General features: G+C 45.8%; 22 protein-coding genes, 1 other RNA gene and 1 pseudogene. 10 read left to right on the forward strand and 14 right to left on the reverse strand.

Annotated features, from left to right (window positions below):
* Nucleotides 1-32: 32 nt before the first annotated feature.
* The 8 genes and pseudogenes from GJU82_RS01700 to GJU82_RS01735 form a co-directional block, all read right to left on the reverse strand.
* On the reverse strand, nucleotides 33-392 hold the full coding sequence (locus GJU82_RS01700; RefSeq protein WP_153630564.1) for a four helix bundle protein: 360 nt from the start codon (nucleotides 390-392) through the stop codon (nucleotides 33-35).
* A gap of 112 nt (nucleotides 393-504) precedes the next feature.
* Nucleotides 505-901, reverse strand: an RNA gene (rnpB, locus tag GJU82_RS01705) — RNase P RNA component class A.
* A 136-nt stretch (nucleotides 902-1,037) separates the two neighbouring features.
* Nucleotides 1,038-1,163 (reverse strand): annotated as a pseudogene (locus GJU82_RS17835) (four helix bundle protein); the annotation flags it as partial.
* A 100-nt stretch (nucleotides 1,164-1,263) separates the two neighbouring features.
* Nucleotides 1,264-2,352: a DUF2027 domain-containing protein gene (locus GJU82_RS01715; RefSeq protein WP_153630565.1), complete on the reverse strand. Its 1,089-nt coding sequence runs from the start codon at nucleotides 2,350-2,352 to the stop codon at nucleotides 1,264-1,266.
* A 293-nt stretch (nucleotides 2,353-2,645) separates the two neighbouring features.
* On the reverse strand, nucleotides 2,646-3,740 hold the full coding sequence (locus GJU82_RS01720) for an MraY family glycosyltransferase (RefSeq protein ID WP_153630566.1): 1,095 nt from the start codon (nucleotides 3,738-3,740) through the stop codon (nucleotides 2,646-2,648).
* Between the two features lie 338 nt (nucleotides 3,741-4,078).
* Nucleotides 4,079-5,200: a glycosyltransferase family 4 protein gene (locus tag GJU82_RS01725; protein ID WP_153630567.1), complete on the reverse strand. Its 1,122-nt coding sequence runs from the start codon at nucleotides 5,198-5,200 to the stop codon at nucleotides 4,079-4,081.
* Between the two features lie 587 nt (nucleotides 5,201-5,787).
* Nucleotides 5,788-6,897 (reverse strand): mannose-1-phosphate guanylyltransferase, encoded by a 1,110-nt coding sequence (locus tag GJU82_RS01730; RefSeq protein WP_153630568.1) that lies wholly within the window; start codon nucleotides 6,895-6,897, stop codon nucleotides 5,788-5,790.
* Nucleotides 6,898-7,243: 346 nt separating this feature from the next.
* A complete protein-coding gene (locus tag GJU82_RS01735) occupies nucleotides 7,244-7,381 on the reverse strand; it encodes a hypothetical protein (RefSeq protein ID WP_153630569.1) in 138 nt (45 codons plus the stop codon).
* A gap of 389 nt (nucleotides 7,382-7,770) precedes the next feature.
* Between GJU82_RS01735 and GJU82_RS01740 the strand changes: the two genes are divergently transcribed.
* Nucleotides 7,771-7,917 carry a hypothetical protein gene (locus tag GJU82_RS01740; protein ID WP_153630570.1) on the forward strand — a complete coding sequence of 49 codons (147 nt, stop codon included), beginning with the start codon at nucleotides 7,771-7,773 and terminating at the stop codon, nucleotides 7,915-7,917.
* A 372-nt stretch (nucleotides 7,918-8,289) separates the two neighbouring features.
* The gene (locus GJU82_RS01745) at nucleotides 8,290-9,618 is read left to right on the forward strand and encodes a Gfo/Idh/MocA family protein (RefSeq protein WP_153630571.1); all 1,329 of its coding nucleotides are present in this window, start codon (nucleotides 8,290-8,292) and stop codon (nucleotides 9,616-9,618) included.
* A gap of 411 nt (nucleotides 9,619-10,029) precedes the next feature.
* Here GJU82_RS01745 and GJU82_RS01750 read toward each other — a convergent pair whose 3' ends face one another.
* The 5 genes from GJU82_RS01750 to GJU82_RS17840 form a co-directional block, all read right to left on the reverse strand.
* Nucleotides 10,030-11,406 (reverse strand): sodium:solute symporter, encoded by a 1,377-nt coding sequence (locus GJU82_RS01750; RefSeq protein WP_153630572.1) that lies wholly within the window; start codon nucleotides 11,404-11,406, stop codon nucleotides 10,030-10,032.
* 78 nt (nucleotides 11,407-11,484) lie between these two features.
* Nucleotides 11,485-12,381 carry a lysylphosphatidylglycerol synthase transmembrane domain-containing protein gene (locus tag GJU82_RS01755; protein ID WP_153630573.1) on the reverse strand — a complete coding sequence of 299 codons (897 nt, stop codon included), beginning with the start codon at nucleotides 12,379-12,381 and terminating at the stop codon, nucleotides 11,485-11,487.
* The gene (locus tag GJU82_RS01760; protein WP_153630574.1) at nucleotides 12,362-13,306 is read right to left on the reverse strand and encodes a glycosyltransferase family 2 protein; all 945 of its coding nucleotides are present in this window, start codon (nucleotides 13,304-13,306) and stop codon (nucleotides 12,362-12,364) included. The genes GJU82_RS01755 and GJU82_RS01760 overlap by 20 nt, the downstream gene beginning before the upstream one ends.
* A gap of 509 nt (nucleotides 13,307-13,815) precedes the next feature.
* On the reverse strand, nucleotides 13,816-14,394 hold the full coding sequence (rbr, locus tag GJU82_RS01765) for a rubrerythrin (RefSeq protein WP_153630575.1): 579 nt from the start codon (nucleotides 14,392-14,394) through the stop codon (nucleotides 13,816-13,818).
* 33 nt (nucleotides 14,395-14,427) lie between these two features.
* Entirely contained in the window at nucleotides 14,428-15,147 is a 720-nt protein-coding gene (locus tag GJU82_RS17840) for a flavin reductase (RefSeq protein WP_153630576.1), read from the reverse strand.
* Nucleotides 15,148-15,419: 272 nt separating this feature from the next.
* Between GJU82_RS17840 and GJU82_RS01775 the strand changes: the two genes are divergently transcribed.
* The 4 genes from GJU82_RS01775 (at nucleotide 15,420) to GJU82_RS01790 (ending at nucleotide 19,382) form a co-directional block, all read left to right on the forward strand.
* Nucleotides 15,420-16,760 carry a Gfo/Idh/MocA family protein gene (locus tag GJU82_RS01775; protein WP_153630577.1) on the forward strand — a complete coding sequence of 447 codons (1,341 nt, stop codon included), beginning with the start codon at nucleotides 15,420-15,422 and terminating at the stop codon, nucleotides 16,758-16,760.
* 97 nt (nucleotides 16,761-16,857) lie between these two features.
* Nucleotides 16,858-17,817, forward strand: coding sequence for an FAD:protein FMN transferase (locus GJU82_RS01780; RefSeq protein ID WP_194830940.1), 960 nt, complete (start codon nucleotides 16,858-16,860; stop codon nucleotides 17,815-17,817).
* Nucleotides 17,814-19,106 carry a Gfo/Idh/MocA family protein gene (locus tag GJU82_RS01785; RefSeq protein WP_153630579.1) on the forward strand — a complete coding sequence of 431 codons (1,293 nt, stop codon included), beginning with the start codon at nucleotides 17,814-17,816 and terminating at the stop codon, nucleotides 19,104-19,106. Before GJU82_RS01780 ends, GJU82_RS01785 begins: the two co-directional genes overlap by 4 nt.
* 36 nt (nucleotides 19,107-19,142) lie before the next feature.
* Nucleotides 19,143-19,382, forward strand: a complete 240-nt coding sequence (locus GJU82_RS01790) for a hypothetical protein (protein WP_153630580.1) — start codon at nucleotides 19,143-19,145, stop codon at nucleotides 19,380-19,382.
* A 387-nt stretch (nucleotides 19,383-19,769) separates the two neighbouring features.
* On the opposite strand, the gene GJU82_RS01795 is transcribed toward GJU82_RS01790, so the two are convergent.
* Complete coding sequence (locus GJU82_RS01795) at nucleotides 19,770-20,825, reverse strand: Gfo/Idh/MocA family oxidoreductase (protein ID WP_153630581.1); 1,056 nt, start codon at nucleotides 20,823-20,825, stop codon at nucleotides 19,770-19,772.
* Nucleotides 20,826-21,047: 222 nt separating this feature from the next.
* Between GJU82_RS01795 and GJU82_RS01800 the strand changes: the two genes are divergently transcribed.
* From GJU82_RS01800 to GJU82_RS01815, 4 genes are all read left to right on the forward strand, one after another.
* Nucleotides 21,048-21,755: an AAA family ATPase gene (locus tag GJU82_RS01800; RefSeq protein ID WP_153630582.1), complete on the forward strand. Its 708-nt coding sequence runs from the start codon at nucleotides 21,048-21,050 to the stop codon at nucleotides 21,753-21,755.
* Between the two features lie 242 nt (nucleotides 21,756-21,997).
* Entirely contained in the window at nucleotides 21,998-23,362 is a 1,365-nt protein-coding gene (locus GJU82_RS01805; protein ID WP_194830941.1) for a DUF1080 domain-containing protein, read from the forward strand.
* A 41-nt stretch (nucleotides 23,363-23,403) separates the two neighbouring features.
* On the forward strand, nucleotides 23,404-24,180 hold the full coding sequence (locus GJU82_RS01810; protein ID WP_153630584.1) for a uracil-DNA glycosylase: 777 nt from the start codon (nucleotides 23,404-23,406) through the stop codon (nucleotides 24,178-24,180).
* Nucleotides 24,181-24,394: 214 nt separating this feature from the next.
* On the forward strand, nucleotides 24,395-25,783 hold the full coding sequence (locus GJU82_RS01815) for an aminopeptidase P family protein (protein ID WP_153630585.1): 1,389 nt from the start codon (nucleotides 24,395-24,397) through the stop codon (nucleotides 25,781-25,783).
* Nucleotides 25,784-25,795: the final 12 nt, after the last annotated feature.

A 25,795-nucleotide genomic window follows, 5' to 3' on the forward strand; every position in this document is an offset into this window, starting at 1 on the left:
TAAGAGAAGTGAGCAATGTTCCTCGATTATTGCTATGAAGTTTTATTTTGAGATGCTTCGATTTTCTTGATTAAGCCATGAAGCATCGAAGATATTTCGATTGTTTGCTTTATGAACTCTTCTGCGCCATCCATTAATTTTAAATCACGGCCAATCATCAGTTGTGTCCGCAATTCTCCGCAAGAGCCTTTCGCAATATGTAAAAATCGAATGAACTCCTGTTTTGAGTTTCGTTCAGCTCCCTCAGCAATGTTACTCGGAATTGACGGGGCTGAACGTAATACCTGGTCTCTGATAAAGTATTCTTTGATGCTGGAAATGGTGGAATAGATTTGGATTACCAATCGATATGCTTTTTCCCATACCTCCAGATTCTCAAATGAATGATACATCTCTTTTGTTTTTTCGAAAGTTTTCAGAAGCTTCTACTGGCCTTCAGAACAAATTTAAAAGCTCATTCAATTGTCTTAAAACTTAATACCTAAATCTTAATACTGTAAAATAAAAAATCGCAGACCTGTAAGCCGGGTTCTGTACCTTGCCTCGGCAAGGCTTCTATCATTTATCTGGGACTACCGTCACCGGCAGCCTCGAGCAGCCTACCCCCTGCGATATCCGGCGAACCGGAACCAGCGCGGGCCCGTACTGTGTCCTTACGGACTCGCAGTATATTTGGCCTTACAACCCATGAGGCGTACGGCTACCTGTGTTGCCACAGATACCGGTGGGCTCTTACCCCGCCTTTTCACCCTTACTGTTTCGGGCCGAAACCCAAAGCAGCGGTTATTTTCTGTTACGCTACTGCAAGCTTACACCCGCCTTCCCGTTAGGAAGCATGGCGCCCTGCGTTGCCCGGACTTTCCTCATTCCCCGAAAGGAACGCGATAGAACGGTCTGCGACAGGGCGAAAATACTGAATTATATTGAGAATTGGATGGGAGAGGGAGAAGTTGAGATTGGGAGAAACGGAGATGGGGAGAAAGGGAGAAGTGGAGATGAGGTGAACGGGAGAATTTCTCACCGGTGCTTCTCCTGATCTGGCCTGTCAACGAATAGCGTTCCTCTATCGGAAAATGAATGGTTAATTGATGGATTTTCAACGCTGTACTAAATGCGATTTGAAATACTTCCAACTCATTATGCGTCCGAATCATTTTCTTCATGAGGTCGACTTTTTAAGACATAATGAAATTAAGAAAAATAGCCCATTAATCCGTTTTCAAGTCACTTGGTCTTCTTATCGCTAATCTCCCACTCTCAAGCTCATCGTTTCAGGTTCACCATGGTGGCGCCAAATCCGTATTCCTGGAAAGAAGCATCCTGGAAGGAGTATTTACGGTACTTACGCTGCAACTCGCGGCGTAGTTCGTTTTTTAGTACGCCATTGCCTACACCGTGGATAAAAATAATCTTTTTCACGCCTAAATCGATGGCTTTGGCCATCTCTTCCCGGAAGGTATCCATTTGTACCTTCAGCATATCGGCATTTGACAGGCCACTGGTATTGTCGAGTAGTTCCTGGATATGCAAATCGATTTCAACCAAATCCTGATTCGGCAGACTTACCGGTTGCATCTTCTTTTGGGGCGGCTTTTCTTTTTCCCTGACTATCTTTTTGAATTCCTTGTCGGATAACTTTTCAAGTTCCGCTGTGAGTGGATCGGTTACCAGGGGAAAGGTCATGGCGGGGTTTCGGAAGTAGTCGTTTTTCGAAAAGGAGTTCTGTTTATAAAACTTCACCGGGTTGAGGGAAATCTCCTTTTGTACCGGCGCTTCCATCGATGTAGCATGTTTCCGGAAGTAAAGCAACTGGAAACAGAACGCGGGAAGGTCGCCCAAATCAGCCTGCGTAAGTTGCTCCAACTGGATGCGGGTATTGGGCTCGAGGGTACCACTGTCGCGGGTTTCGTAATTTTGGTCCCGGTGGTAGGCAAACTGGTATAACACGGTGTAATTGCAATCATTGATTAAATAGAGCGTAATGCCTGCGCCTACCGCGTTGTTGGCATCTTCGGGGACTACGGCGAAAATGAATCGCGGCTGGTTGTTGCCTTCCACCTGGTTGATTTCGGCAAAGCCATAGAATTCCGGCCCGGTTTCTTCTTCCTCATCCTCTTCCGGAGTTGCTTTTGTTGTTGTGGCCGGATGGGCTGCCGTGTTCTTTTCGGAAGCCTTGTCGGGTATCCCGTAGGTGTCGCCGCCGCCGATGACGACCAATTTGGTCACCAGGGTCGGTAATTCAAAGCCGTCTTCCGTTTCCACATTCACCATGTCGGGGTTGATGATGGATGTTACCTTACCGCCGCCTACGTCATTTAAAAACCGTACGCGGTCTCCTATTTTGATTTGCATGTTGCTGTCTCTTTTTTATTCCCGCGAAGGTACAAAAAAGACGCCAGATGACAGACATTAGACATTAGATGAAAGACAGCAGATTGTTTATTGAATTCTTTTGCACCGACTAAAATTTTAGTACCGGAAAGACCTGAGTATATTTAGATGATTAAATGGTAAGCTTTTTTCCAACCATCCGAATTTTCAAACGGATGGTGCATCTTTTTTCATTGTTCAAATAAACTCATGAAGTGCAGGTATTATGCAGGATTAAGCAATCTGTGTTATACAAATTGCCTTAAAACTTTTATTCAATCCGGGTACGTGTGCAGCGCTGTTTTGCGGATTTTTTTGCGGCGCAACAGGTAGGACGGAACACTTGACATTAATACTGCCAGCGGGGCAATAATCATAAATGCTTTTCCTACCGGGACGTTTTGTAACGAGATGCTCAAAACAATGAATCCGAGATTAACCGTCAGGATGGTTAATGTAGCCTGCAGGTGGCTCAGGCCCAAATCGAGCAGCTTGTGATGGATGTGGTTCCGGTCGGCAGTGAAAGGTGAGGTACCGCGCAGTATTCGGATAACAAATACCCGAAGGGTATCAATCAACGGGATAATCATGATTCCGATGGAGATAGCCGGTGCTCCTTTGAAGGCGTTGATTCCGAATAGGCCAATATTGAATTCGTTGAACTGGATAACCAGAACGGACATAATCATTCCCAGAATGAGAGAACCCGTATCCCCCATAAATATCTTATTTTCTTTTCCGAATACGTTAAAACAGAAGAAAGAGGTTAGCGAACCGGACAACGCAAAGGCAGTTATCGCGTAAGCGTAGTGCCCGGTAATAAAAAACCATCCGCCAAATGTAGCCGATGTCAGGATGGTGATTCCCGATGCCAGCCCATCAATACCGTCAATCAGGTTGAGGGCGTTAATCAAAACGATCATCACAAATAGTGTCAACGGTACGCTGACCAGGAACGGTATCTCATAGATACCCATGAATCCATGCAGGCTGGTAAAGCGGATGTTGCCCAGAATGATGACGATAAGTGAGGCGAGAATCTGCCCCAATAGCTTTTTTTTCGGCGCCATATCAACAATATCGTCTTTCAGGCCAATGAAGAGCATAATGGTCAGAGCTGCGATAATGTATTTGATTTCAGAAAACATAAAACCATCGCTGCCAATAATCATGCTAATGATAAAGCCGACATAAATGGCAACACCACCCAATGTCGGAACAACGTCCGTCGCAGCGGAGCGATGATTGGGTTCGTCATAGAGGTGCTTCATGCGGGCCACCTTAATTAAGGTCGGGACAGAAAAATAAGTTATTCCGGCGGCCATGATGAAGGTGACAAACAAATAGATGACTTCCTTCAATGTATTCATTTTTTGAGGTTAAAAATTATTACAATAAGAACTGTTGGTGTCTGTCTTATATATTATCCGCGTAAAGTTAAAGGATTATTTGTTGTAAACAAAATAACTTTTCATCATATTTTTAGTCTTTTAATCTTGATTTGCAGTAGTTTGGAACCAAAACTCATTTATTTTGAGGTTGCCGGTTTCAGGTGGAAAAATGTTTTAAGTGTTAGCGTTAAGTTTTAAGAAAGAAGAAAGAGATTAGTATCTACCAGAAACTAATTTTGTCGAGTTGGCTGAGCGCTCTCACCAGTCCGTGACGCACAGGCGCCGGTTTTTTATCCTGTCGTTCCAGGTTCGGCATATCAATCATCAATCAGGCGTTTGTTACGGTGCGGGATCAATATCTGCTGGAAGGGGTCATCCTTGCGGATAAGCTGTTTTACCTGGATGTGTCGTCCCAGTAGCATTACCGAACCCATAGCAAAAACAAGATTCACCGCCATCAAACCCCATATGCCCAATCCCTGAAGCAGGAATACCGGAACCAGATAAACTGCTGTAACAGCCATTAGGGTGAAGGTGGCTTTTTTGTGGGACATGCCCGTTGCCAGCAACCGGTGATGAATGTGATTCTTGTCGGGCGAAAAGGGGGAGCGTCCCTGGGAGACCCGGATGGCAAATACCCGGATGGTGTCGAACATCGGGTAGATGAGAATTCCGAAGGAAACAGCCGGGGCCGAAGCAACAGCAAATGGACGGGTTTGTATGATGTTTAGTTCGTTGAACTGAATAACCAGGACCGACATGATGGTTCCCAGGATAAGGGAGCCGGTATCGCCCATGAATATCTTATTTTTCTTACCATAGACATTGAACCAGAAAAATCCGCTTAACGCACCGATAAGGGAAAAAGCCAGAATGGTGTATTCGATGTGCCCCGCCAGGTAGAACCATACGCCGAACACCGTGGCTGCGATGATGCTAATGCCGGAAGCCAAACCGTCGATGCCGTCAATCAGGTTGAAGGAATTGATGAAGACAATCATCACAAAACCGGAAAGCAGGAAACTAACGGGATAACTGATCTCGTGAATTCCCATGAATCCATGAAGATTGGTAAAACGGATATCCGCCAAAACAATCAGCATGAAAGCGGAAGCAAGTTGAGCTACCAGTTTTTTCCATGGAGACAGCGACAGAATATCGTCTTTCAGCCCCACAAAGAACATGATGATAACTGCTGCGATGATGTATTTCAACCCGGGCATCACAAAACCGTTTCCGGCAATGGTCACACTCAATACAAAACCCAGAAAGATGGCAATTCCCCCGAGGGTGGGGACCACCTGTGTGGCAGCTGAACGTCCGTTCGGTTCGTCGAACAGATGTTTTTGATGGGCAACACGGATGATGGTCGGGATGCTCCTGACGGCAATCAGCAGCGAAAGTCCGAAACTCAGTATTACATAAATGAATTCTGGCATGTCTTTTTAATACGTTTGAGGTTAAGAGACACACAAATGTAGATAATTTGCACTATAACCCGTATTACTTCTACTTTAAATCGCACGTAACTTTAACGTAGTTGTGCGGGTTTCATTGTGTGCATCTTCATAGATGATGCTCGCGGGATGGAAAAGGTTGCCTAAAGGATGAGATTTACACGGATTTTTTCACGGATGGGCGCTGTTGAGCTTCGACGTTGATTGTGGAAAGGCGTGTTTGAAATTGAAAATTGAAAATTGAGAATTGAAAATGATTGGCGCTCCGAGGCTGCTTTCGTTGACGGATTGACACGGATGTGCGCTGTGATGGGGCGTGGGAGAAAAGGCGGGCGGGAGAAGCGGGGTAAGGGTGATGAACAATGTGCAATGAGAAATTAAAACTGGCATAATTAACCGGCTCATCAATGCATATCATTGGTAATGGCATTTTTGCGTTCTCCGCGAAAATCTTTGCGCATACTCTGCATGGAATAAAAAAATAAACGGCTAAGAAAAAAAAGACATAGGATATCTACTGAAACAGGAATCATTCCTCATCTAAACCTGACCTGTCCATTTTCATATACTCATTGCACATTGTTCATCGCTATTACGCTTTCGCGGAAATCCTTGATGCGCTGTTCTTCTTCTTTTTTACAGATCAGCAGTACGCCGTTGGCTTCTACTACGATGTAACCGTCCAATCCCTGCAACACCATCGGGCGTTCATTGGGTACATGGACGATGGTATCGGCGCATTCGAAGAGGTGAACGCCGCTGCCTACTATGGTATTTCCATCGTTGTTACGTTCCCGTTTTTCCCACAAACTACCCCAGGTTCCCAGGTCGCTCCAACCAAAATCGGCCGGCAACACGAAAATGTTATCGGCTTTCTCCATGATGCCGTAGTCGACGGATATTTTCGGGCACGAAGGGAAATGTTCGTTGATGAAGGTTTGTTCATGTTCGGTGTAATAGGCATCCTTTCCCTTGTCGAAGATTTTAGCAATGTCAGGAAGATACGACCGGATAGCTTTCATGATACTCGGTACACTCCAGATAAAAATACCCGAGTTCCAGTAATAGCTGCCTTCATTGAGGTACTGCTGGGCAGTTTTGCGGTTGGGTTTCTCCTTAAACGCCGCCACTGTATGAATTGAAAATGGAGAATTTAGTCCCGATGGTTCGGGAGAAAATTGATTTCCCTTTTGATCGGCCTGAATGTAACCATATCCCGTTTCGGGGCGATGGGGTTTCATGCCGAGTGTTAGGAGGGTGTCGTTTGCAGCGGTGAAGTCCAGCCCGGTTTGAATGACCTGCTCAAACTGTGGCTCATCGGTAATGAGGTGGTCGGAAGGGGCCACCACGATGTTGGCTTCCGGATTTTGCCGATTGATTTTCCAGGCTGCATAAGCGATACACGGCGCGGTATTCCGCATGCAGGGTTCCAGCAATACCTGGCTGGCATTCAGTTCCGGGATCTGCTCCAGCGCCAGTTGCTGATAGTTGGCCGATGTAACAATGTAGATGTTCTCAGCGGGAACGATGTTCCGGAAACGATGGACGGTTTGTTGTAAGAGGGTTTTCCCGGTTCCCAGTATGTCCAGGAACTGTTTGGGCTTTTCGGCGGTGCTCATGGGCCAGAACCGGCTGCCTATGCCTCCGGCCATGATGACAAGATAGTTGTTGGTGTTCATTTTGTGTAATGAATTTTCAAAGATGCGAATTTAGTGAATTTTTTCCACGGATGGGCGCTGTGATGGGGCGAGCGGGAGAAGGGTGATTATTATTATGTTAATGCCATTAGCCACGGGGGAGTCCCGATGTCCACGTTTGCCCAATTTTGCCGTTCACCATACAAATTGATGCATCCACCATCAAAAAACGACCGTTCACCACAAATAAGGATCTATGGGTGTCTTTTGTAAATTGCTGAAAATTTTAAATAATTTAGAATGAGTTCAGAAGGGGATTTAGGGGTGCAAAAAAAGGCCACCCTTTTTCTGGGCAGCCTCTCTTTTAGAAAAAATATAATCATGTAGATTAAGCTCCCGATGCTCTTCCCAGTCTTGTCAGAATCATGAAAATAAAGGCGGCTGAAACCAGGTACATCACCACCAGGATGAGCAAGAACCGCCACAATTCCAGGGTATCCCGGAATTTACCAATCAATCCGGCCATCAGGTTACCAACGGCGGTTTACCTGATGGTTATAAGAAAAGAGGCCCTGATGTTCCTGGTCCCTTAAACGTAGTTTGTTCTGTTTTTGTAGATTAATATTCACAATAGTCGGTTGTTATGCGGGGGTTAGACTGTGGGATTGCGTGATTCTCAAAATATTTTCGAAAGAATGGGGTAACCTTTTCCTGAAAAAAGGTATTAACAAACAACGGAAGGACAGATATTTGAGGAGTTCTCCACTCCACTTTTTTTCCGGATAGCATGTGTATTTTGAAGGGGGTGCTTTTGGGGATTTGTAGAAGGTTAACAGCTTAATAAAGGGGTTTCAAAAGTATGTCAGCCATGATTTTTTCTGATGGTAAAATGAAGTGTAACCTCAAATACACAAGATGAAACGAAAATTAAATTACAATGACTTGCCGATGCTGATTGTTGCTCAATTACGAACCGATCGGGAGCTCGGAAATGAGTTTTTCATAGTCGACCACACATCGGGAACTAATCCGTTCATTTCTTCTTTAAGCAAGAATAAATAAATTGCGGGCCAGGCGCTTGCGAAGCAATATGACAGATGAAGAAAAACTTCTATGGGGCGTTCCGTGAAGCCGTAAATTTCACGGCCTAAAATTTCTTCGTTAACATCCCATTGTATATCAAAATGACGGTAGCAGGCTTTTATGTTTTATCGCAGATTTTTATTGTGCAGAGAAGGGTTGGGATGAGTAGATACTGATATGCAAATAACCGGGAATGACTATCCTGACAGGTTTCCAAAACCTTTCAGGATTGTTTTTTGTCGGAAGATTTTCGCTGACCATACTGTACAATTAACATATATTCATTAATTTGTAGCCAGTTTTTCGGACACCGAACACTGAACTAGTAACTTAACTTATTAAATGTAAACTATGGAAAACAATGCGAAGAAGAGCGTCAGCCGCAGACGCTTTCTGGGGACTACCGCTGCCGGAATGGCTGGCCTGGCCGTGCTTCCGGGACTTTCCTCCTGTAAAGAAAAACCAGCTGCAACAGACAAAGTCATCCGCATGGGCTTCATTGGTATGGGCCGTCAGTCCATGTTCCTGCTCAACGGATTCCTGCAAATTCCGGGTACACAGGTAGTGGCCGGTTGCGATGTGTATGGAAGAAAACGCAAACGTTTCGAGCAACGCGTGACCGATTTTTATGCCAAAGCCGGTCAGAAAGCAGACGTGAAAACGTACGAAAAATATGAAGACCTATTGGGTCGTGAGGATATTGATGCAGTAGTGATTGCCGTACCCGACCATGCACATGCCATGATTGCTGTGGCTGCTTGTAAAACCGGCAAGGATGTGTACCTCGAAAAGCCGATGACCTTCACCATCAAGGAAGGACAGGTTTTGCGCAAGACCGTTCGCGACAATAACCGGATCCTGGGCATCGGCAGCCAACAACGCTCCGATCCCAATTTCCAACATGCTGTTGAACTGGTACAATCGGGCAAGCTGGGTAAAATCGAGAAAATCAATGCCTATGTTGGTGCACCGCCCACTCCCTATAACCTTCCTGAGGAGCCGGTTCCGGATGATTTGAACTGGGACAGGTGGTTGGGCCCGTTGCCCGGAGATATTCATTTTAATAATGAACTCGATCCGCCTATTTCGCTCGATCCTCCGCAGGATGAGCAGTTCTGGGGTGCCTGGCGCTGGTACAAGGAAATGGGTGGTGGTTTCACGACTGACTGGGGCGCTCACATGTTCGACATTGCACAGTGGGGCTTAGGTATGGATGGCAGTGGGCCTGTCGAAATTTCGCCTATTGGTGATGGAACCGAGTACATGACATTCAGGTATGCCAACGGAACCGTGATGACTTCCGAGCCGTTCGATGAGAAACTGACCAAAGGGGTCAAGTTTTGGGGCGAGACTGGCTGGATTGAGGTTGCCCGTGGTTATTTCAATGCTTCGGACGAGAAATTCATGCCTGCAGTAACAGCTAAGGATGATGGTCCGTATGAAACCAAGATTCCGCACCAGGTGAATTTCATCGAAGCCGTTCGCGAGCGGAAAGATCCGGTTGTCCCGGTAGAAATCGGACACAGTAGTGCCACGGTTTGTAACCTGGGCAACATCGCCTGCGACCTGCAGCGTACCATCAAGTGGGATCCGGAAACAGAGACATTTGTGGATGACGAAGATGGTGCTGCTACCGCGAAATTAAGTTATGAATATCGCGCTCCCTGGAAACTGATTTGATTATCCATACGCTAAGTTTAGTTATATAAGACAGGTTCTTCAAGCAATTGGGGAGCCTGTTTTTTCTATACTTTTAAGAAGTAAGTGTTAAGTTTTAAGAGCAGGGATTAAACTTCCTATTAATCTGCCCTAACAGGGCGATATGCGTTTCGCCACACATATATATCCCAAGGCGTTGCCATTGGGCTGAATTAAGCTGTCCCTCCAGGACTCAAGACTGGAGAGGTATGTTTGGAAATAGAAACGTAAGAACTAATCCCGGCAGGATTGGAGTTGAATAGCCACCAGTTTTAACCGGTGGTTTGCATAGTGCGCGGGAACCGCGGTCGTGCGATGGTGTTGATTGGAAATTAAAGGTTGTTTCGACCGCAACGGAATATGGCCTTCCGTTTGACGATTTTTTTCTAAAATCTATTGTCTGGCGTCTCGTGTTTGATGTCTAACGTCTCGTGCCTTTCTTCCGCTAAACAGAATGATCGCATTCACTGCGAATGCAGAAACGATAATCCAATTGCCAATCATCCGGTCGCCGTACAAACTGTATACTTTTCCGGCTAAAGCCAGGATACTTCCGGCTGCCATGGCTGCAGTGCTTCTTGCCTCGCTTGTGCGGAAACCAAGCAAGCCAGCCGCAGTTGGGACAATAAAGGCCCCGGAAAATACGGCCAGCGCAATCAGTAATACCTGGATGATGGACGTAACTTCCAGCGCCAGCAAAATGCTGAGCCCGCCCAGCCCAAGGATAATCAGCCGGGTATTCAGCAACGAATTGTTAGTGTCGAGTCCTTTGGAAATGGGGTCGCTGATGATAATAGATGCCGTCAGCAACGTCGTATCAGCCGACGACATCACTGCCGAAAGCAGGGCCGCCATCATCAGTCCGATGCCCCATTCGGGCATCACGTGAATGATAACCGGAATCAACGCCGAACCGGTATGGTAATCCAGATCGGGATACTGGTAACTGGCAAAAACACCCAGAAAGGTAATCAGGAAAGCGAACGGTATGAGAATAATTGCCGTCAGCCTCACGCTTTTCCGGGCCGTTTCTTCACTATTGGCACAAAACAGTCGCGAATAAATATCCGGTCCAACCACAAACGTGGCCGAGTAGGAGAGCAGCAGCACTATCAGGTCAAGCACATCGAAATTTTGGTTGAATGGGAAACCGAGCGGTGTCATTCTTACCGGTGATACCGGAAAATGAAAGAAAATGTAGATGGCTGAAATCAAAATGCCGGTGAGAATAAAGAAAGCCTGAAACTGGTCAGTCTTCAGGATGGAAACCTGCCCGCCGATGAGGGTATAGAAAACAAAAACCAGTCCGGCTCCCATGACGCCGTAGCCATAGCCCAGGCCGAAAAAGCTGTTCATGATTTTCGCCGCCCCGATGATTTGTGCCGCTACAATGCCAATCCATGCCAGTGGAATAATAATGGAAGCAAGCGTTTTAGCTTTCAGACCGTAAAAATCGCCGACAAGCTGTGGTAGCGTATATTTTCCGAAACGGCTGACATATTTGGCCAGTGGTATCAAAACAATGAACCCGGCAGCCGCCGAAAGCATGAGCCAGGAAGCTGCCCATCCCTGTGTGTAAGCCAGATTAACGGTTCCCAGAATGGCTGAACTTCCCAAAATGGTGGCCAGCAGTGAACCGGTTACCTGCCACAAACTGCCCCGTTTTCCGGCAACGAAAAAGTCACCCGTAGTTTTGATCTTCCGGGAGGAGCGAATGCCCACCCAAATCATGATGACAAGGTACAGTACCAGGAAAACGTATTTGATCATGCAGCCGGACGTTTTGGTGTGGTGCAAAAATCGGACAAAATATCGTTCTGCCCAAATGGTTTGCCTGGCAGGCTATTTTCAGGAAGCAGGCCCTGTTGTCAGATCGTTTTCTCCTTCTTCCCGGAAGGGCGGACGAAATACCCAGACAATTCCCCACAGCGATGCAAAAGCAGTAATAAGATAGAACATAAAACTGAGGGCAATGGAAAGGTCGCCTGCCAGTCCCAGTTGTTGGGAACCATACAGGAAAACCAGTTCGCGTGCGCCGGCCCCGCCGATGGTAATGGGCAGCGCTGCTGCAACCGACGAAAGGAAAAAGAGGAACAGGTAATCGACGAGGTGAGCCTGCTGATGAAAAGCAAGCAGTATAAACAAAGCCGAAAACAGTTGCGATAGTTGCAGTGCCAGCGACCAACCGGTAAGCGGCAGATGGATCTTCAGGAACAAGGGAAAGAAAAGTCTCAGCAACAACAAAAATCCGCTGTATACCAAAAAGTATCCTACCCATGCCCATTGTCCGTAAGGAATTTGAATGGCCGAAAAGAAATAGAGCGTGATGGTAATCAATCCGATGGCGACGAGTCCGGACACCCGGTCGATGACTACTGCGCTAAAGTTCTTTTTCAGTCCGTTTTGCCGGAACTTATTCACGAGGTAAATTTTGTAACCATCTCCGCCGATTCCTCCCGGTAGGAACAAATTGTAGAACATACCCATCCAGTACAGCTTCAGGTTGAGCCACCATGAGAGGTGTGCCCCGCTTTCGCGGAAAAGGAGGTTGAGCCGGAAAGCCGCCAACACTTTCGATAGTACAAAAAACAGCAAGGCCAGCATCAGGTATCCCGGCGCCGATTGCCCGAAAATGTGCATCACTTCCCGGAAGGAAATTTTGGAAAGCACCCAGGCAATGGCCCCTGCTGAAATAACCAGTTTAAGCAGGTTTAGCCCGATTTTTTTAATTCGTTTCTTCTCCACCGGTTACGCGCCTTACTTGATAGGGAGCTTTGTGTTGTGATTCGTAATAGGTGCGCATCTGGTAATCGAGCAGTAATCCCAGCGCGATGATTTGGAATCCGATAAACAGCAGAATGATTCCGAGCAGCAGCAACGGACGTCCCCAGATGTCTTCACCCATCAGTTTCAGAATGAGAAAGTAGAAGAGGATAGCACCTCCGGCAAGTCCGGTAAGGATACCAAAAGTTCCGAAAAAGTGCATCGGTTTTTGCATGTACTTGCGGAAAAAGAGCATCAGGATGAGGTCGCTGAGTACCCGGAACGTACGCGACAAACCGTATTTCGATTCTCCGTGAATGCGGGCATGGTGCTTCACATTTACCTGATCAATTTTGGCTCCCTCGTAATGGGCCAGTACCGAAATGAAACGGTGAAGTTCGCCATAGAGTGGAATGCTTTTGGCCATATCGGCACGGAAAACCTTCAAGGCGCAACCATTGTCTTTGATATCAACTTTCGTTACCCGACGGATCAGCCAGTTGCCCAGTTTCGATGGCAGTTTCCGGAGAATAAAGCCATCTTTCCGCTTTTCGCGGATGCCGGCAACCAAATCGAAATCGCCTTTCTTGGCCTGCTCGACCATCATCGGAATGTCGGATGGGTCGTTTTGCAAATCGCCGTCCATCGTCACGATGAAATCGCCGGTAGCATAGTCGATGCCGGCTTTTAGTGCCGGGCACTGCCCGAAATTCTTCTTCAACTCAACCAGCTTCAGGTGCGGATTATTCATTGATTTGATAACCTGGACGGTGTTGTCGGTCGATCCATCGTCGACATAGACAATCTCGAACGGGTAACCGGTTAATGCGGCAGATATTTGTTCAACCAGTGGCCGGATATTATCCTCCTCGTTAAACACGGTGACCACTACTGAAATCTTTTCCATGGACGCTGTTTCTGATTTGAGGCAAAATTAGGATTTTTGATGATGTGGTCTAAATTTATGACTGGGTAAAAATGAAATGGGAGTTATTCGGTTACCTTTTTTATTTTAATATTATTTTTTGCTTTGCACCCAATCGGAAGAGTTCTATTTATAATGAGTTTTAATTAACTGATTGGAGATGTGTTTGAACGGTTTTAAAAACTAGAAAAAGAGTGAGTTATGGATGTGTTTTTGTTGGTAAGCTGATTACTCTTTTATCCGGAAACTTGAAATTAACATTCATTAACAAGCAAGGGTAATTGACAGTTAAAAAAAATATATATATTTGTACAACCCTGTAGAAAGAGAAGTGGTCGTCTGTTTCGCAGGGGGGATTTGAGGTTAAATAATTTTTGTTGGTGGAAAATTGAGGGCGGTAGATTTACCGCCCTTTTTCTTGGTGTTTACTTTGAGGTTTTACATAAAAAAAGGCCCTCGATAGGGCCTTGATTTGTTTCGGGTATTCCCGGTTAATAGTTGGCGTTTTCTTCTTCAAAATAAGCTTTTGGATGCAAACAGGCGGGACAACGTTCCAGCGCTTCCTCTCCTTCGTGTATATAACCGCAGTTCCGGCATCTCCAACGAACCTTTTTCTTTTTTTTGAAGACTAAATCGTTTTCCAGATTTTCCAGCAGTTTCCGGTACCTTTTTTCGTGTTCGGCTTCTACCTCAGCAATCTTCCGGAAAGCCAGGGCCGCTGCTTTGAAACCTTCTTCTTCGGCAACTTTGGCGAACTCCGGATATAAATCGGTCCATTCTTCGTTTTCACCTTCGGCGGCAGCCAGGAGGTTTTCGGCGGTCGTACCTTCCACCCCGGCAGGGTAGGAAGCGGTGATTTCCACCATTCCTCCCTCCAGAAAGCGGAAGAACCGTTTAGCATGTGCAATTTCGTTCAATGCCGTCTCCTGAAAAATGGCTGCGATTTGCTCATAGCCTTCTTTTTTCGCGATTTTCGCAAACATATCGTAGCGGTTTCGCGCTTGCGACTCACCGGCAAAAGCTTTCAGTAGGTTTTGCTCGGTCCGGGTTCCTTTGATATTTGTCTCCATTTATTAATTGATTTTTGGTTTATTTTGGTCTGACTAATCTTTCTCGAACATGTCTTTTGTTGCCCCGCAAAGTGGACAAACCCAGTCGTCCGGAAGATCTTCAAATGCTGTTCCCGGCGGAATTCCGGTAATCGGGTCTCCTGTTTCCGGATCATAATTGTAATGGCAAACCTGACAGGTCCAGGTTTCGTTTTTGGCGGGAGCTTCTTCTGCGGGTTGTTCGGTTTTTTCTTCTTCAAGTTTTTCCATCTCAATATAGGTTGGCGCATTTTTCGGTGACAAACCTTTCCTTACTTCATGGTAATAAGCATAGGTCAACGGATTGGCCCCTTCGTCAATTATGTCGAAATCGAGCACTTCTCCTATGAAAAGAATGTGCGTTCCGATTTCGTGCGTTTCGGTCACTTTACAATCGAACCAGGCTACCGAAGAATCAGTGACAATGGGAGCCCCGGTTTGTGCCGTGATGGTTTTCACCTTTTCAAACTTATCAATCTCACGGCCACTCTTGTAACCGAAGGTGCCAATGATTTCGGGCGAAGCATCTTCCCGCAAAACGGAGAATGCGAAAATGCCGCTTTCGCGGATTAACTCTGCGGTAAAGTTATCGCGGTTACAACTGATGGCAAATCGTGCCGGCTTAGCTGTTACCTGGAAAGCCGTATTGGCAACATAACCACCCAGTTTATCTCCTGATTTAGTAGAAATAAGGTATAGCCCGTAGCTTACCTTGAAAAATGCGTTGATGTTCATGGGTTGTTGTTTTGGGTGAATAAGCCACTAATTTAGCGATAATAGAAGTAAATTAACAGGAATTGAGGAACCGATTTATCGTTAATTATTATCCATCGTATGGAGATATTTTGAAGGTCAGGGTAATTGTCTCATCAAAATTCCAGGGATAAAAAATGATGGTAAATCGGCATGTGATTATGCTATTTAACACCTTTGGAGGTTGAATTTTTCCTTATATTCGTGTCGGTATCGTACACGGTACGAGAACAAAATCAAACCAATTAACTACAATGAAGGAGAACAGACGAACTTTCCTGAAGAAATCGTCGGTAGGAGCAGCCGGCATCACCATTGGCGGAATCGGCATGTCAGCCAGAAGTTACAGTCGCATTATTGGAGCCAACGAACAAATTAACGTAGCCGGTATCGGAACGCGAAGCCGAGGTGATTACCTTGCCGGCGAATTTGGGAAAGCGGCAGGAGCAGTCGTGACGCATATCTGCGATGTCGATGCACGAGTGGTAGAAAAAACCATTGCCAACATCAAAAAGGCAACCGGAAACGTACCGAAGGGCGAACGGGACATCCGGCGTTTGCTGGAGGATAAAACCATCGATGCTGTTTTTATTGCGACACCCGATCATTGGCACGCTCCGGCTTCATGGATGGCGATGGAGGCTGGAAAGCATGTGTATGTAGAAAAACCCTGTTCACACAATCCGAAAGAAGGGGAATTGCTGAAGAAATTTCAGGCCAAATATGGGAAGGTAATTCAGATGGGGAACCAACAGCGTTCGGCTCCCGACACCATAGAAGTTATCCGGGAAATCCATAATGGCATGATTGGCGGGGTGTACCTGGGAAAAGCTTTTTATAACAACAAGCGGGGAACCATTGGTGTGGGAAAACCTGTCCCTGTTCCGGATTACCTTGATTGGGAACTTTGGCAGGGACCAGCACCACGTGCCGCATATCACGACAATTACCATCCGTATAACTGGCACTGGTTCTGGAATTGGGGGACCGGCGAAACATGCAACAACGGCACGCATGAGCTGGATGTATGTCGCTGGGCTTTGCAGGTCGATTTTCCCAAACATGTAAAAGCCACCGGCGACCGTTATTTTGATAAGGACGACGATTGGCAGTTTTACGATACGTTACTCAATCATTACGAATTTAAGGGCAATAAAATAATTACCTGGGAAGGGCAGAGCTGTAATGCGGCAAAACTATATGGCCGCGATCGGGGTTCGGTGATCTTCGGAACGAAAGGCTCAGTTATTATCGATCGCTCTGGATATGAAGTGTATGATTTGAGTGGTCATAAATTCAGGGAACAGAAAACGGGACAAACATCAAGTACATCCGACACAGTAGGAACCGGTGATATGATGACGTTAAATCACATCAATAACTTCCTCGATACGGTCCGTGGAAAGCATGTCGGGCAGCATTCACCCATCGATGAAGCCCATAAATCAGTTATGTTGTGTCACCTGGCCAACATTGCCTGGAAGATGAAACGACCGATTACGTGCAACGAAGAGAATGGCCGTATTCTAAACGACAACGAAGCTATGAAGATGTGGGGAAGAGCCTACGAAAAAGGCTGGGCCCCCAAAATATGAAAACCACAAGCGATTATTTTTTTTAATGATAGCATAGAGTATGTGTAAAGTAGCTGTCCGGGAGGATAGCTACTTTCCTGTTTTTTCAGTATTGAAAATGAACTTAGAAAGAGAAATATGTGTTCGTTCGTTTCCGGCCATGGGAACCCGGTTCGACATGCTTATTCTTGGGCAATCGCCGCAGGTTTGTGAAATGTTATTTCATGAAATCCGGGTAGAGGTGGAGCGGATTGAATTTCTTTTCAGTCGTTTTCGGGAAAACGGTCCGGTTGGGAATATCAATCAGCAGAAGCATACCCATTGGATCGATATATCGTCGGATGAATTATGGAAGGCTTTCCTCGATTGCCGGGAATATCATCGAAAAACGCTTGGAGTTTTTGATATTAATATGGGAAAGGTTTCCGGCTTATGGAAGAATAACGATGAAGCGCCAACGAAAAATGAAGAACAGGGGTGTCTTCAATTTTCCGGAATGGACAAGATGGAATTTGATAAGAGCGGCCAACGCATCCGTTTTCTTTCGGGGAAACCCGGAATTGATTTCGGCGCTTATGGTAAAGGATATGCGCTTGAAAAAGTGCAGAAAATACTGACAGCTCATCAGGTTAACCGGGCGGTTATTAATTTTGGTGATAGTTCCATTTTAACACTTGGAAAACATCCTTCCGGAGAATACTGGCCCATGTCGGTTCGAAATCCCGTGAAACCGGGAGAAATACTTCACGAATTCGAGATGAACAATCATTCATTGACCACTTCTTCTAACCGGTTGCTGGCGGATGATGGCTGGGGCCGGGTGTCTAATCACATCATCCATCCGGAAACCGGAAAGCCGGTCAGCGAAGGCAAGTCGGTATCGGTGTTGAGTAAATCTCCGCTCAATGGCGAAATTTTGTCCACGGCTTTTATGTTTCTTTTGCCTGGACAATATGATGTTGTTTTGAATGAATTTGAATACGATGAAGTAGTGGTAGTTACTTTCGGGCCAGGGGCATCAATTCAGAAAAAACAATTTCTTTGTAATAACCAAACTAAACCAAACCAATTGTTATGAAAGACGAACGGACACGACGACAATTTATCCGCGATGTTTCGTTACTCAGCAGCTCGGCTGTGCTTGGAACGTCGATGCCATGGCTAAAAGCGATGGCCGGGGAAACTCAGGTTGGAAGCGCAGCCTCCGACCGGGTCCGTCTTGGATTTGTCGGCGTTGGAGACCGTGGCCGGGCCTTGCTGCTCAATTGTCAGCAACTGAAGAATGTCGAAGTTGCCGCGGTTTGCGATAACTATGAGCCGCATTATCAAAGAGCGATTGAGCTTACTCAAGGCAAAGCAAAAGCGTTTTACGATTACCGGAAAATGCTTGACGAAGTCGACAACCTGGATGCAGTCGTCATTGCCACGCCGCTTCATGAACACGCTTATATCACCGTCGATTTTCTGAATAGCGGCATTCATGTTTTCTGCGAAAAGTCGATGGCCCGAACACTGGGGGATAGCAAAGCCATGACATTGACAGCTAATCGTACGGGTAAAATCCTGCAGATTGGTCATCAACGAATGTTTAATCCAGCTTACCTAAAGGCATACGAACGGGCCGCTTCCGGCGAAATAGGGCAGATTACACAAATTCGGGCGTACTGGCATCGCAACAACGATTGGCGCCGGCCGGTTCCGGACGGGCACCCCGAGCTGGAACGGAAAATCAACTGGCGCATGTATGATGAGTATTCAGCCGGATTAATGACTGAGCTGGCTTCTCATCAGATCCAGGTGGCTAACTGGTTTCTGGGTGAAATTCCCACAAGAGTGATGGGTTCCGGTTCCATCTGCTTTTGGAAAGACGGTCGTGAAGTTTACGACAATGTAGCTTGCGTTTACGATTATCCGAAAGGAGTTAAGGTCATATATGATTCGGTCATCAGTAACCGAAAATACGGGCTGGAAGAGCAAATTATGGGGCATTTGGGAACCATTGAACCCGAGGTCCGCAAGATATATTCCGAGAACCCGCCTCCATCTCCCGGTTTTCTTCAGTTGATCAATAATCTTGAAAAGGATGTTTTTGAAACTATTCCGATAGGAGGTGCCAGCTGGGTCCCGGAAACGGCTGTGCAATACAACGGCGAGTACCTGGTGGAAGATTATCAGTATGATGATACGTTGCTGGAAATGGAGGGTTTTGTGTTAGCCGTCCGGAATGGCCGGCCTTATCCGGGATTACTGCGTGAAGGCTATAATGCGACCGTGGCGGTTTTGCTGGGGCTGCAGGCGATGCAGGAAAATCGTATCATTGAATGGCCCGAAGAATATGCCTGGAAAAAGAATACCGAACTTGTTTGAAAACAGGAAAGTCGAGAACCAATAAAATAAGAAACTGTGAGTGATTGGATTATAACCCGGCAACGAAGAAGAAAGGAACTGATCTTTTGGGGAATCAGTTTTATCATCGCATTTCTGATGAATGTCTACAGCATTGTGAGATACGATACTTCGTGGAGCGAACTGTATTCACAGCTTCACATTGTTTTGCTCATCAGTTTTGTGCTATATGCCCTTATTGGCATTATCAGACTGGTTATTTCCGGAATTGTCAGGTTAATCCGGAAGGTGGACTGATGGAAGAAACAACATGTGAAAATCGTTGAATTTAAAATACAAAGTGACGACTCAACCCGATTCGACTTATTTAACGGAAAAGCTTGATTTGGCAATTCCGTTGATTGGTGTCTATGATATGCCCGATATTGATGCATTTCCTAATGTCGTATCACCAGTTAAAGGTCGCCATGCCTGTTTGTTTTCCTGGTTTAACCAATAGCAGAAAGGAACCTGGTTTCGGCTCACGCCGGATAACGTTGATCGTGGTGGGGCCGTTTTTACGGAGCAGTTGAACAATCTCGTGGTTGGAGCGCAATATTTCCAGCATCCCGAAGATGGCAATCTGTTGAAGGTTGAATTTGGTCCGGGCTGTAGTCTGAAAAAGGGCACTTACCCTTTGTATTTTTAGGACGGTTTGAAATCGATGGTGCGACGATGACGGTGGCTTTCGACACAGGTTTCCAATACGTCGATTACCTTTTTTGATTCCCCGGGTTTTACCAACAATTCTTTTCCATGTCGTATGGCTTCGTACAGGTTTTCATAAAAAACCTTGAAATTACCCGGAATGGTTCTCACCCTGCCTTTGTATTCAACCCCGTTGATGGTGGTATGCAAAGTTCCCCACCACTCTTCGGGTTCTTCGTTCCAGTCAGGCTCGTTGGGTAAGCGGCCCGCCGTTAACATGGCTTCCTGCTGATCGACTCCCCATTTGAGGAAGGAGCCTTCCGTTCCATGCAGGATCATGCGCGGTCCGGGTTCCCTAACCAGGTAGGAACTTTTCAGAATGGCATTAAACCCGTCGTAATGCAAGCGAATGTCGTAATAATCCGGAACTTCACCTCCGGCGCGGTGGGCCGCCAGGTGACAAGTCACCGCTTTCGGATCGCCGAAAAGAACCAGGACCTGGTCGACCAAGTGTGACCCCAGGTTGAAAAGCACACCGGTTCGCTCATCACCGGTCTCTTTCCAATTGCCTTCACGGACAAAATTCCGGTAACGGTCGAAATGCGATTCAAACTCCACTAAACGCCCCAGCATGCCAGCTTCCAGAATACTTTTCACCGTAAGGAAATCACTATCCAGCCTTCTGTTCTGGTATACCGTCAGTATCCGGTTGTTTTCTTTGGCTAATCGGATTAATAGGGCAGCCTCTTCGGTGGTTTTGGTAAACGGTTTTTCAACGACTACATGTTTCCCGGCTTCCAATGCCTTCATCGTCATTTCGTAATGGTAGGTATCGGGCGTATTGACGATGACGAGCTCAATTTCCGGGTCGTTGATAATTTCATCGTATGAACGAACGATTGTTGCTTCGGGATAATTTTTTATCGAAAGATTTTTAGTTCGTTCAAGTATTTTACTGATTTGGAAATGAGGATTTACCTTGATCGTCGGTCCGTGAAAGACCTGACCCGACATGCCAAAGGATGCCAGCGCTGTTTTGATTATTTTTTCCATAAAGAATACAAATTACCGTTATTCAAAGATAAAAAATCTGGTTTAGAATACTGGGTTTTAAAATGTTTCAGTTAAACATATTATAAAACATCTGTGTCATTGAGCATAAACGCTTGATAGGTGATTACTCAAGGCATAACTTTAAGCAAAGTAATCATTCATTACGAACCATCCCCGGATTTCAGATTTCTGTCTTGTTCCAGGGTGTAAAAAACTTCGATTATGGTACAAAATATTCTAAGCAACTACTCAGAGGTTTTCAGACAGCAGAAACTGGAAGGGCATATATCTCCGGGACCAGTTATCACGATTTCGCGCGAATGCGGATGTTCTGCCAAACGTATTGCGACGAAGCTATCGAAAATATTGACGGGATACAGCTATCTGTCGGACACCAAAACTGATGTTGAGTGGCGCTGGATTAGTAAAGAAATTCTGGAGGAAGCCTCCAATGAATTGGAAATGGATCCAACTCATGTGAAAAATGTTTTCCTGAGCGAGCGAAAAGTACCACTAGAGGAGGTGTCCAGCGCTTTTTCTACCGAAAAGGTGTACGATTCCGACGACCAGAAAGTAATTGAAACGGTAGGAACGGTGATTCGTTCGTTTGCCATTGCGGGCTATCATATTATTGTTGGACGAGGAGGCGAAATTCTGAGCCAGGGAATCAGCGATCGACTGGCCATCCGGCTGGAAGCCCCGCTCGATTGGCGGGTGAACCGCATCATGCAAATCAGCAGTCTTTCGTACTCCGATGCCCGTGATTATGTGATTGAGATTGATCGGCAGCGTGACCTTTTTGTGGAGCATATCGCCGGACGAAAAGTGAGTAATTGCGATTTTGACCTGATTTTTAATTACTCTACCATGCTGGACGATCACATTGTCGATGCCATTGTGAGTGTCCTTAAGAACAGGCAAATTATTTAGTATAAGAAAAACGAAACTAACCGGAGGCGCTTATAATCAGCGCCTTTTTTGGTGGTCTCTGATGCGGTGAAAATGAACATTTTTGCTAACTTGCTGCTCATTTCACTGAAACGAACAAAACCGAATTAAACCCGCCTGGCTCCATGAGAAAATTTTCATTCCCCTTGAGATTGGGACTTTCCCTAATTTTTTTATTAACTCTTTCCTGTCAGCAAAAACCAAAGACGGGGGAGTGGCTTGTGATGAATTCCAATAATTTTGAGAAGTTCTGGATGTTGAAGGATGTTCAGCACGATGACCAGGATTTTGTGCTGGCCGATAATAATTCCGGAATACACAGCAAATTTTCGTTGAAAGATTTCAAAGTCGAGGCAAACGTAAGAACGACTGCCGGGGCTGAAGGAATTTTTTGTATCCATTTTCCACCGGACGCCGATATTCCGGAACACTACGGATATCATGTTTTTATTAATAACAGCGATTACGGAATAGGAAACCAGGAGAAAACCGGTAGCCTGAGCCATATCCGGAATAACTTTGTCCGCACAGCGAATGATGGTCAATGGTTTAAACTGGCTGTTGAGGTCGAAGGACGTCACATTGTCGTCAGTGTAAACGGCAAAAAGGTGACCGGGTACAACGAGCCCATATTGCCTATGCGGAATAAGCAGTGTGCCAATATGGTTTTTTCGGAAGGCACACTGGCGCTATACAAAACGTCGGTGGATGGCGAAATAGATGTCAAAGAAGTTCGGGTGATGCCGTTGGAGAAGAACGGGGAAACGAAAATACCGGAACCTGAGCACGAAGACGATATTACACGTCAGCTTACATTACTGAATCAACAAGGATTTCCGGTCATCGATTACCATTCGCACTTGAAAGGCGGCTTGACAATGGATGAGCTCCGCAGTCATGGTCGCGAATTGGGCATCAATTATGGCGTAGCAGCTAACTGCGGATTGAAATTCCCGGTAACGGATGACAAGACCTTGAATGAATACCTGGAAAGTATCAAAGATGAACCGGTACTCAAAGCCATGCAGTGTGAGGGAAGAGAGTGGGTAACGCTTTTCTCGCCGGAAGCAGTGGCAAAGTTCGATTACATTTTCACCGATGCCATGACCTGGACCGACGATAAGGGGCGGAGAATGCGGTTGTGGATTCCGGAAGAAACATTTGTCGATAACGATCAGCAGTTCATGGAAATGCTGGTCAGTCGCATCGAATCCATTATGAGACAGGAACCAGTGGATATTTACGTCAACCCGACTTTCTTGCCGGATGTATTGGCAAAGCATTACGATGAATTGTGGACAACTGAACGAATGGATCGCGTGATTAAAGTCTTGAAAGATAATGATGTGGCCTTGGAAATCAACGCGCGTTACCGGATTCCGGGCATCGCCTTTATCAAACGGGCGAAGCAAGCCGGCCTGACGTTTTCTTTTGGAACAAACAATGCCGCCAACGAGTTAGGGCGGTTGGAGTATTGTTTACAAGTAATAGATTCAGTAGGTTTAACACCCAAAGATATGTTTGTACCCCGGCCAGCCGGAAAGAAAAAAGTACAATTAAACGGATTACCTGAAAAAATTACGGGTTAACTGTATTTCAGTCAACTACAAGAATTCTTATTTTTGAATTCATGGGAAACTTCAAATTTATTGATCAACTTCCGGGAGAGGTTCATCCTTCATGGAATCCGTTTCTGAATCATGAAATAATTGCCATCCTGAAAAATATTGAAGAGGAAATTTCATCTTCTCACTATACTCCGTCGTCGGAAAATGTGTTGCGTTTTTTAATGCTTCCGCTGGATGAAATCAAGGTGGTTATTTTGGGACAGGACCCGTATCCGCAGGAAGGAGTAGCCACTGGTCGTGCATTTGAAGTGGGAACATTGAAATCCTGGTCGGAACCGTTTCGGAATGTTTCGTTGAAGAATATTCTCAGGCTATTGTATAAAACCAGCAATGGTCACGTTGTTAAGTTCAACGAGTTGAAAGAACAAATTGGGCAGGATTTTCCGGTTCTTCCTCCGGGAAAGCTTTTTCAGCATTGGGAAGATCAGGGCGTTTTGTTGCTGAATACAGCTTTCACGTGCGAGGTGGGAATGACGGGAAGTCATAGCGCTTACTGGCAGCCTTTCACCCAGCGTTTGCTGAAGTTCCTTGCAGCTGAGCGGCCATCTGCTCGTTGGTTCATCTGGGGAAATCACGCTGGAAAGGCGGTTGCCCGACTTGATTTGAAACATGCTTATCACATGCAACATCCGATGATGTGTTACGATAAGCCTGGCCGCACCAGCGACTTTTTATTTGGCAAGGTTAACCCCTTTGCCGCTTTGAAGAACGAAATTGACTGGACCGGTTTTGCCAATTCCGGTAAAAAGGCCAGTCAACAGAGACTATTTCCTGGATAGAACGAAATACATTTTTCGTTGCTTTATGTCGAAAAACATCCTGATAAGATGAATTTTGCAGGAATAGGATATCACTCTGAACTCTTGCAATATGTAAAATGTTATGATTGATATTCATCTGCCTTGTTGCAGGAAACTGGCTGAAAATATTGTCATGGCGGTGAATATTTACTAACTTATGTAGAGTAGAATTAACCATAAAAAATCAGGTAAAATGTTCAAAAAAGAGGTTTACATAGAGCGGAGAAATCGCCTTCGCGAAAAGATGAGCGGAGGATTGGTTTTGCTTCCCGGAAATGTGGATGCACCCATGAATTATCCGGATAACACTTATCATTTTAGGCAGGACAGTACGTTCCTTTATTTCTTTGGAATTAATAAACCCGGGCTTTTCGGACTGATTGATGTAGACGAAGGGACGGATATGCTCTTCGGTAACGATGTCGATATTGACGACATTATCTGGATGGGGCCGCAACCATTGCTGAAGGACCAGGCTGCCGAGGTGGGTGTTAAATGCACCAATTCGTTTAATGACGTTTATGCTTACGTTAACAAAGCTTTGTGGCAGGGCCGCAGAGTACATTTTGTTCCTCCGTACCGGGCCAATAACCGGTTGTTACTGAAAGGCCTGTTAGGAATTCATACAGCTAAGTTGCCTGATTATACATCACTTGAGTTGATTAAGCATATTGTTGATATGCGTTCGGTAAAAGACCAGTATGAGATTGCCGAGATAGAAAAAGCCTGCGCTACCGGTTACGAAATGCACGTAACGGCCATGAAAATGGCAAAAGAAGGCGCCAGTGAACAAAAAATTGCCGGAACCATCGAAGGCATTGCCCTTGCTGGTGGCGGTGGTGTTTCGTTCCCCATTATATTATCGCAACATGGTGAAACGCTGCATAATCATGACCATTCGCTTACGCTGAAAAAAGGCAAGCTGATGTTGACAGATGCCGGTGCTGAAACGTCGATGGGATACGCTTCGGACTTTACCCGTACCGTCCCGGTAGGAGGTAAATTCACGCAAAAGCAGAAGGATATTTACGAAATTGTTTTGGCAGCCAACAACGAATCAACTGCTATGGTAAAACCGGGTGTTCGGTACCTCGATGTTCACCTGAATGCAGCTCGTGTAATTGCGTCAGGATTGAAAGATTTAGGCCTGATAAAAGGCGATGTGGACGAAGCTGTTCGTCATGGTGCACATGCTTTGTTTATGCCCCACGGTCTCGGTCACATGATGGGACTGGATGTACACGATATGGAAGACTACGGTCAGATTTACGTTGGCTACGATGAAGAAACCCGTCCGATGGAACAGTTTGGAACAGCTGGTTTGCGTTTGGGCCGCCGTTTGCAGGAAGGCTTCGTGTTAACGAATGAACCAGGTATCTATTTCATCCCTGCCTTGATTGAAAAGTGGAGAAAAGATTACATCAATACAGAGTATATCAATTTCGATAAGGTGATGGAATTTGCCGATTTTGGCGGTATCCGGCTCGAAGACGATTTGGTAGTGACCAGTGAAGGTGCGCGAATCTTAGGAAAACGCCTGCCCATCACGCCCGATGAAGTGGAAGAAACCATGCGTGGTTAAAAAAATACGATT

Origin of the sequence: Prolixibacter sp. SD074 (assembly GCF_009617895.1) — a bacterium.
GTDB lineage: Bacteria > Bacteroidota > Bacteroidia > Bacteroidales > Prolixibacteraceae > Prolixibacter.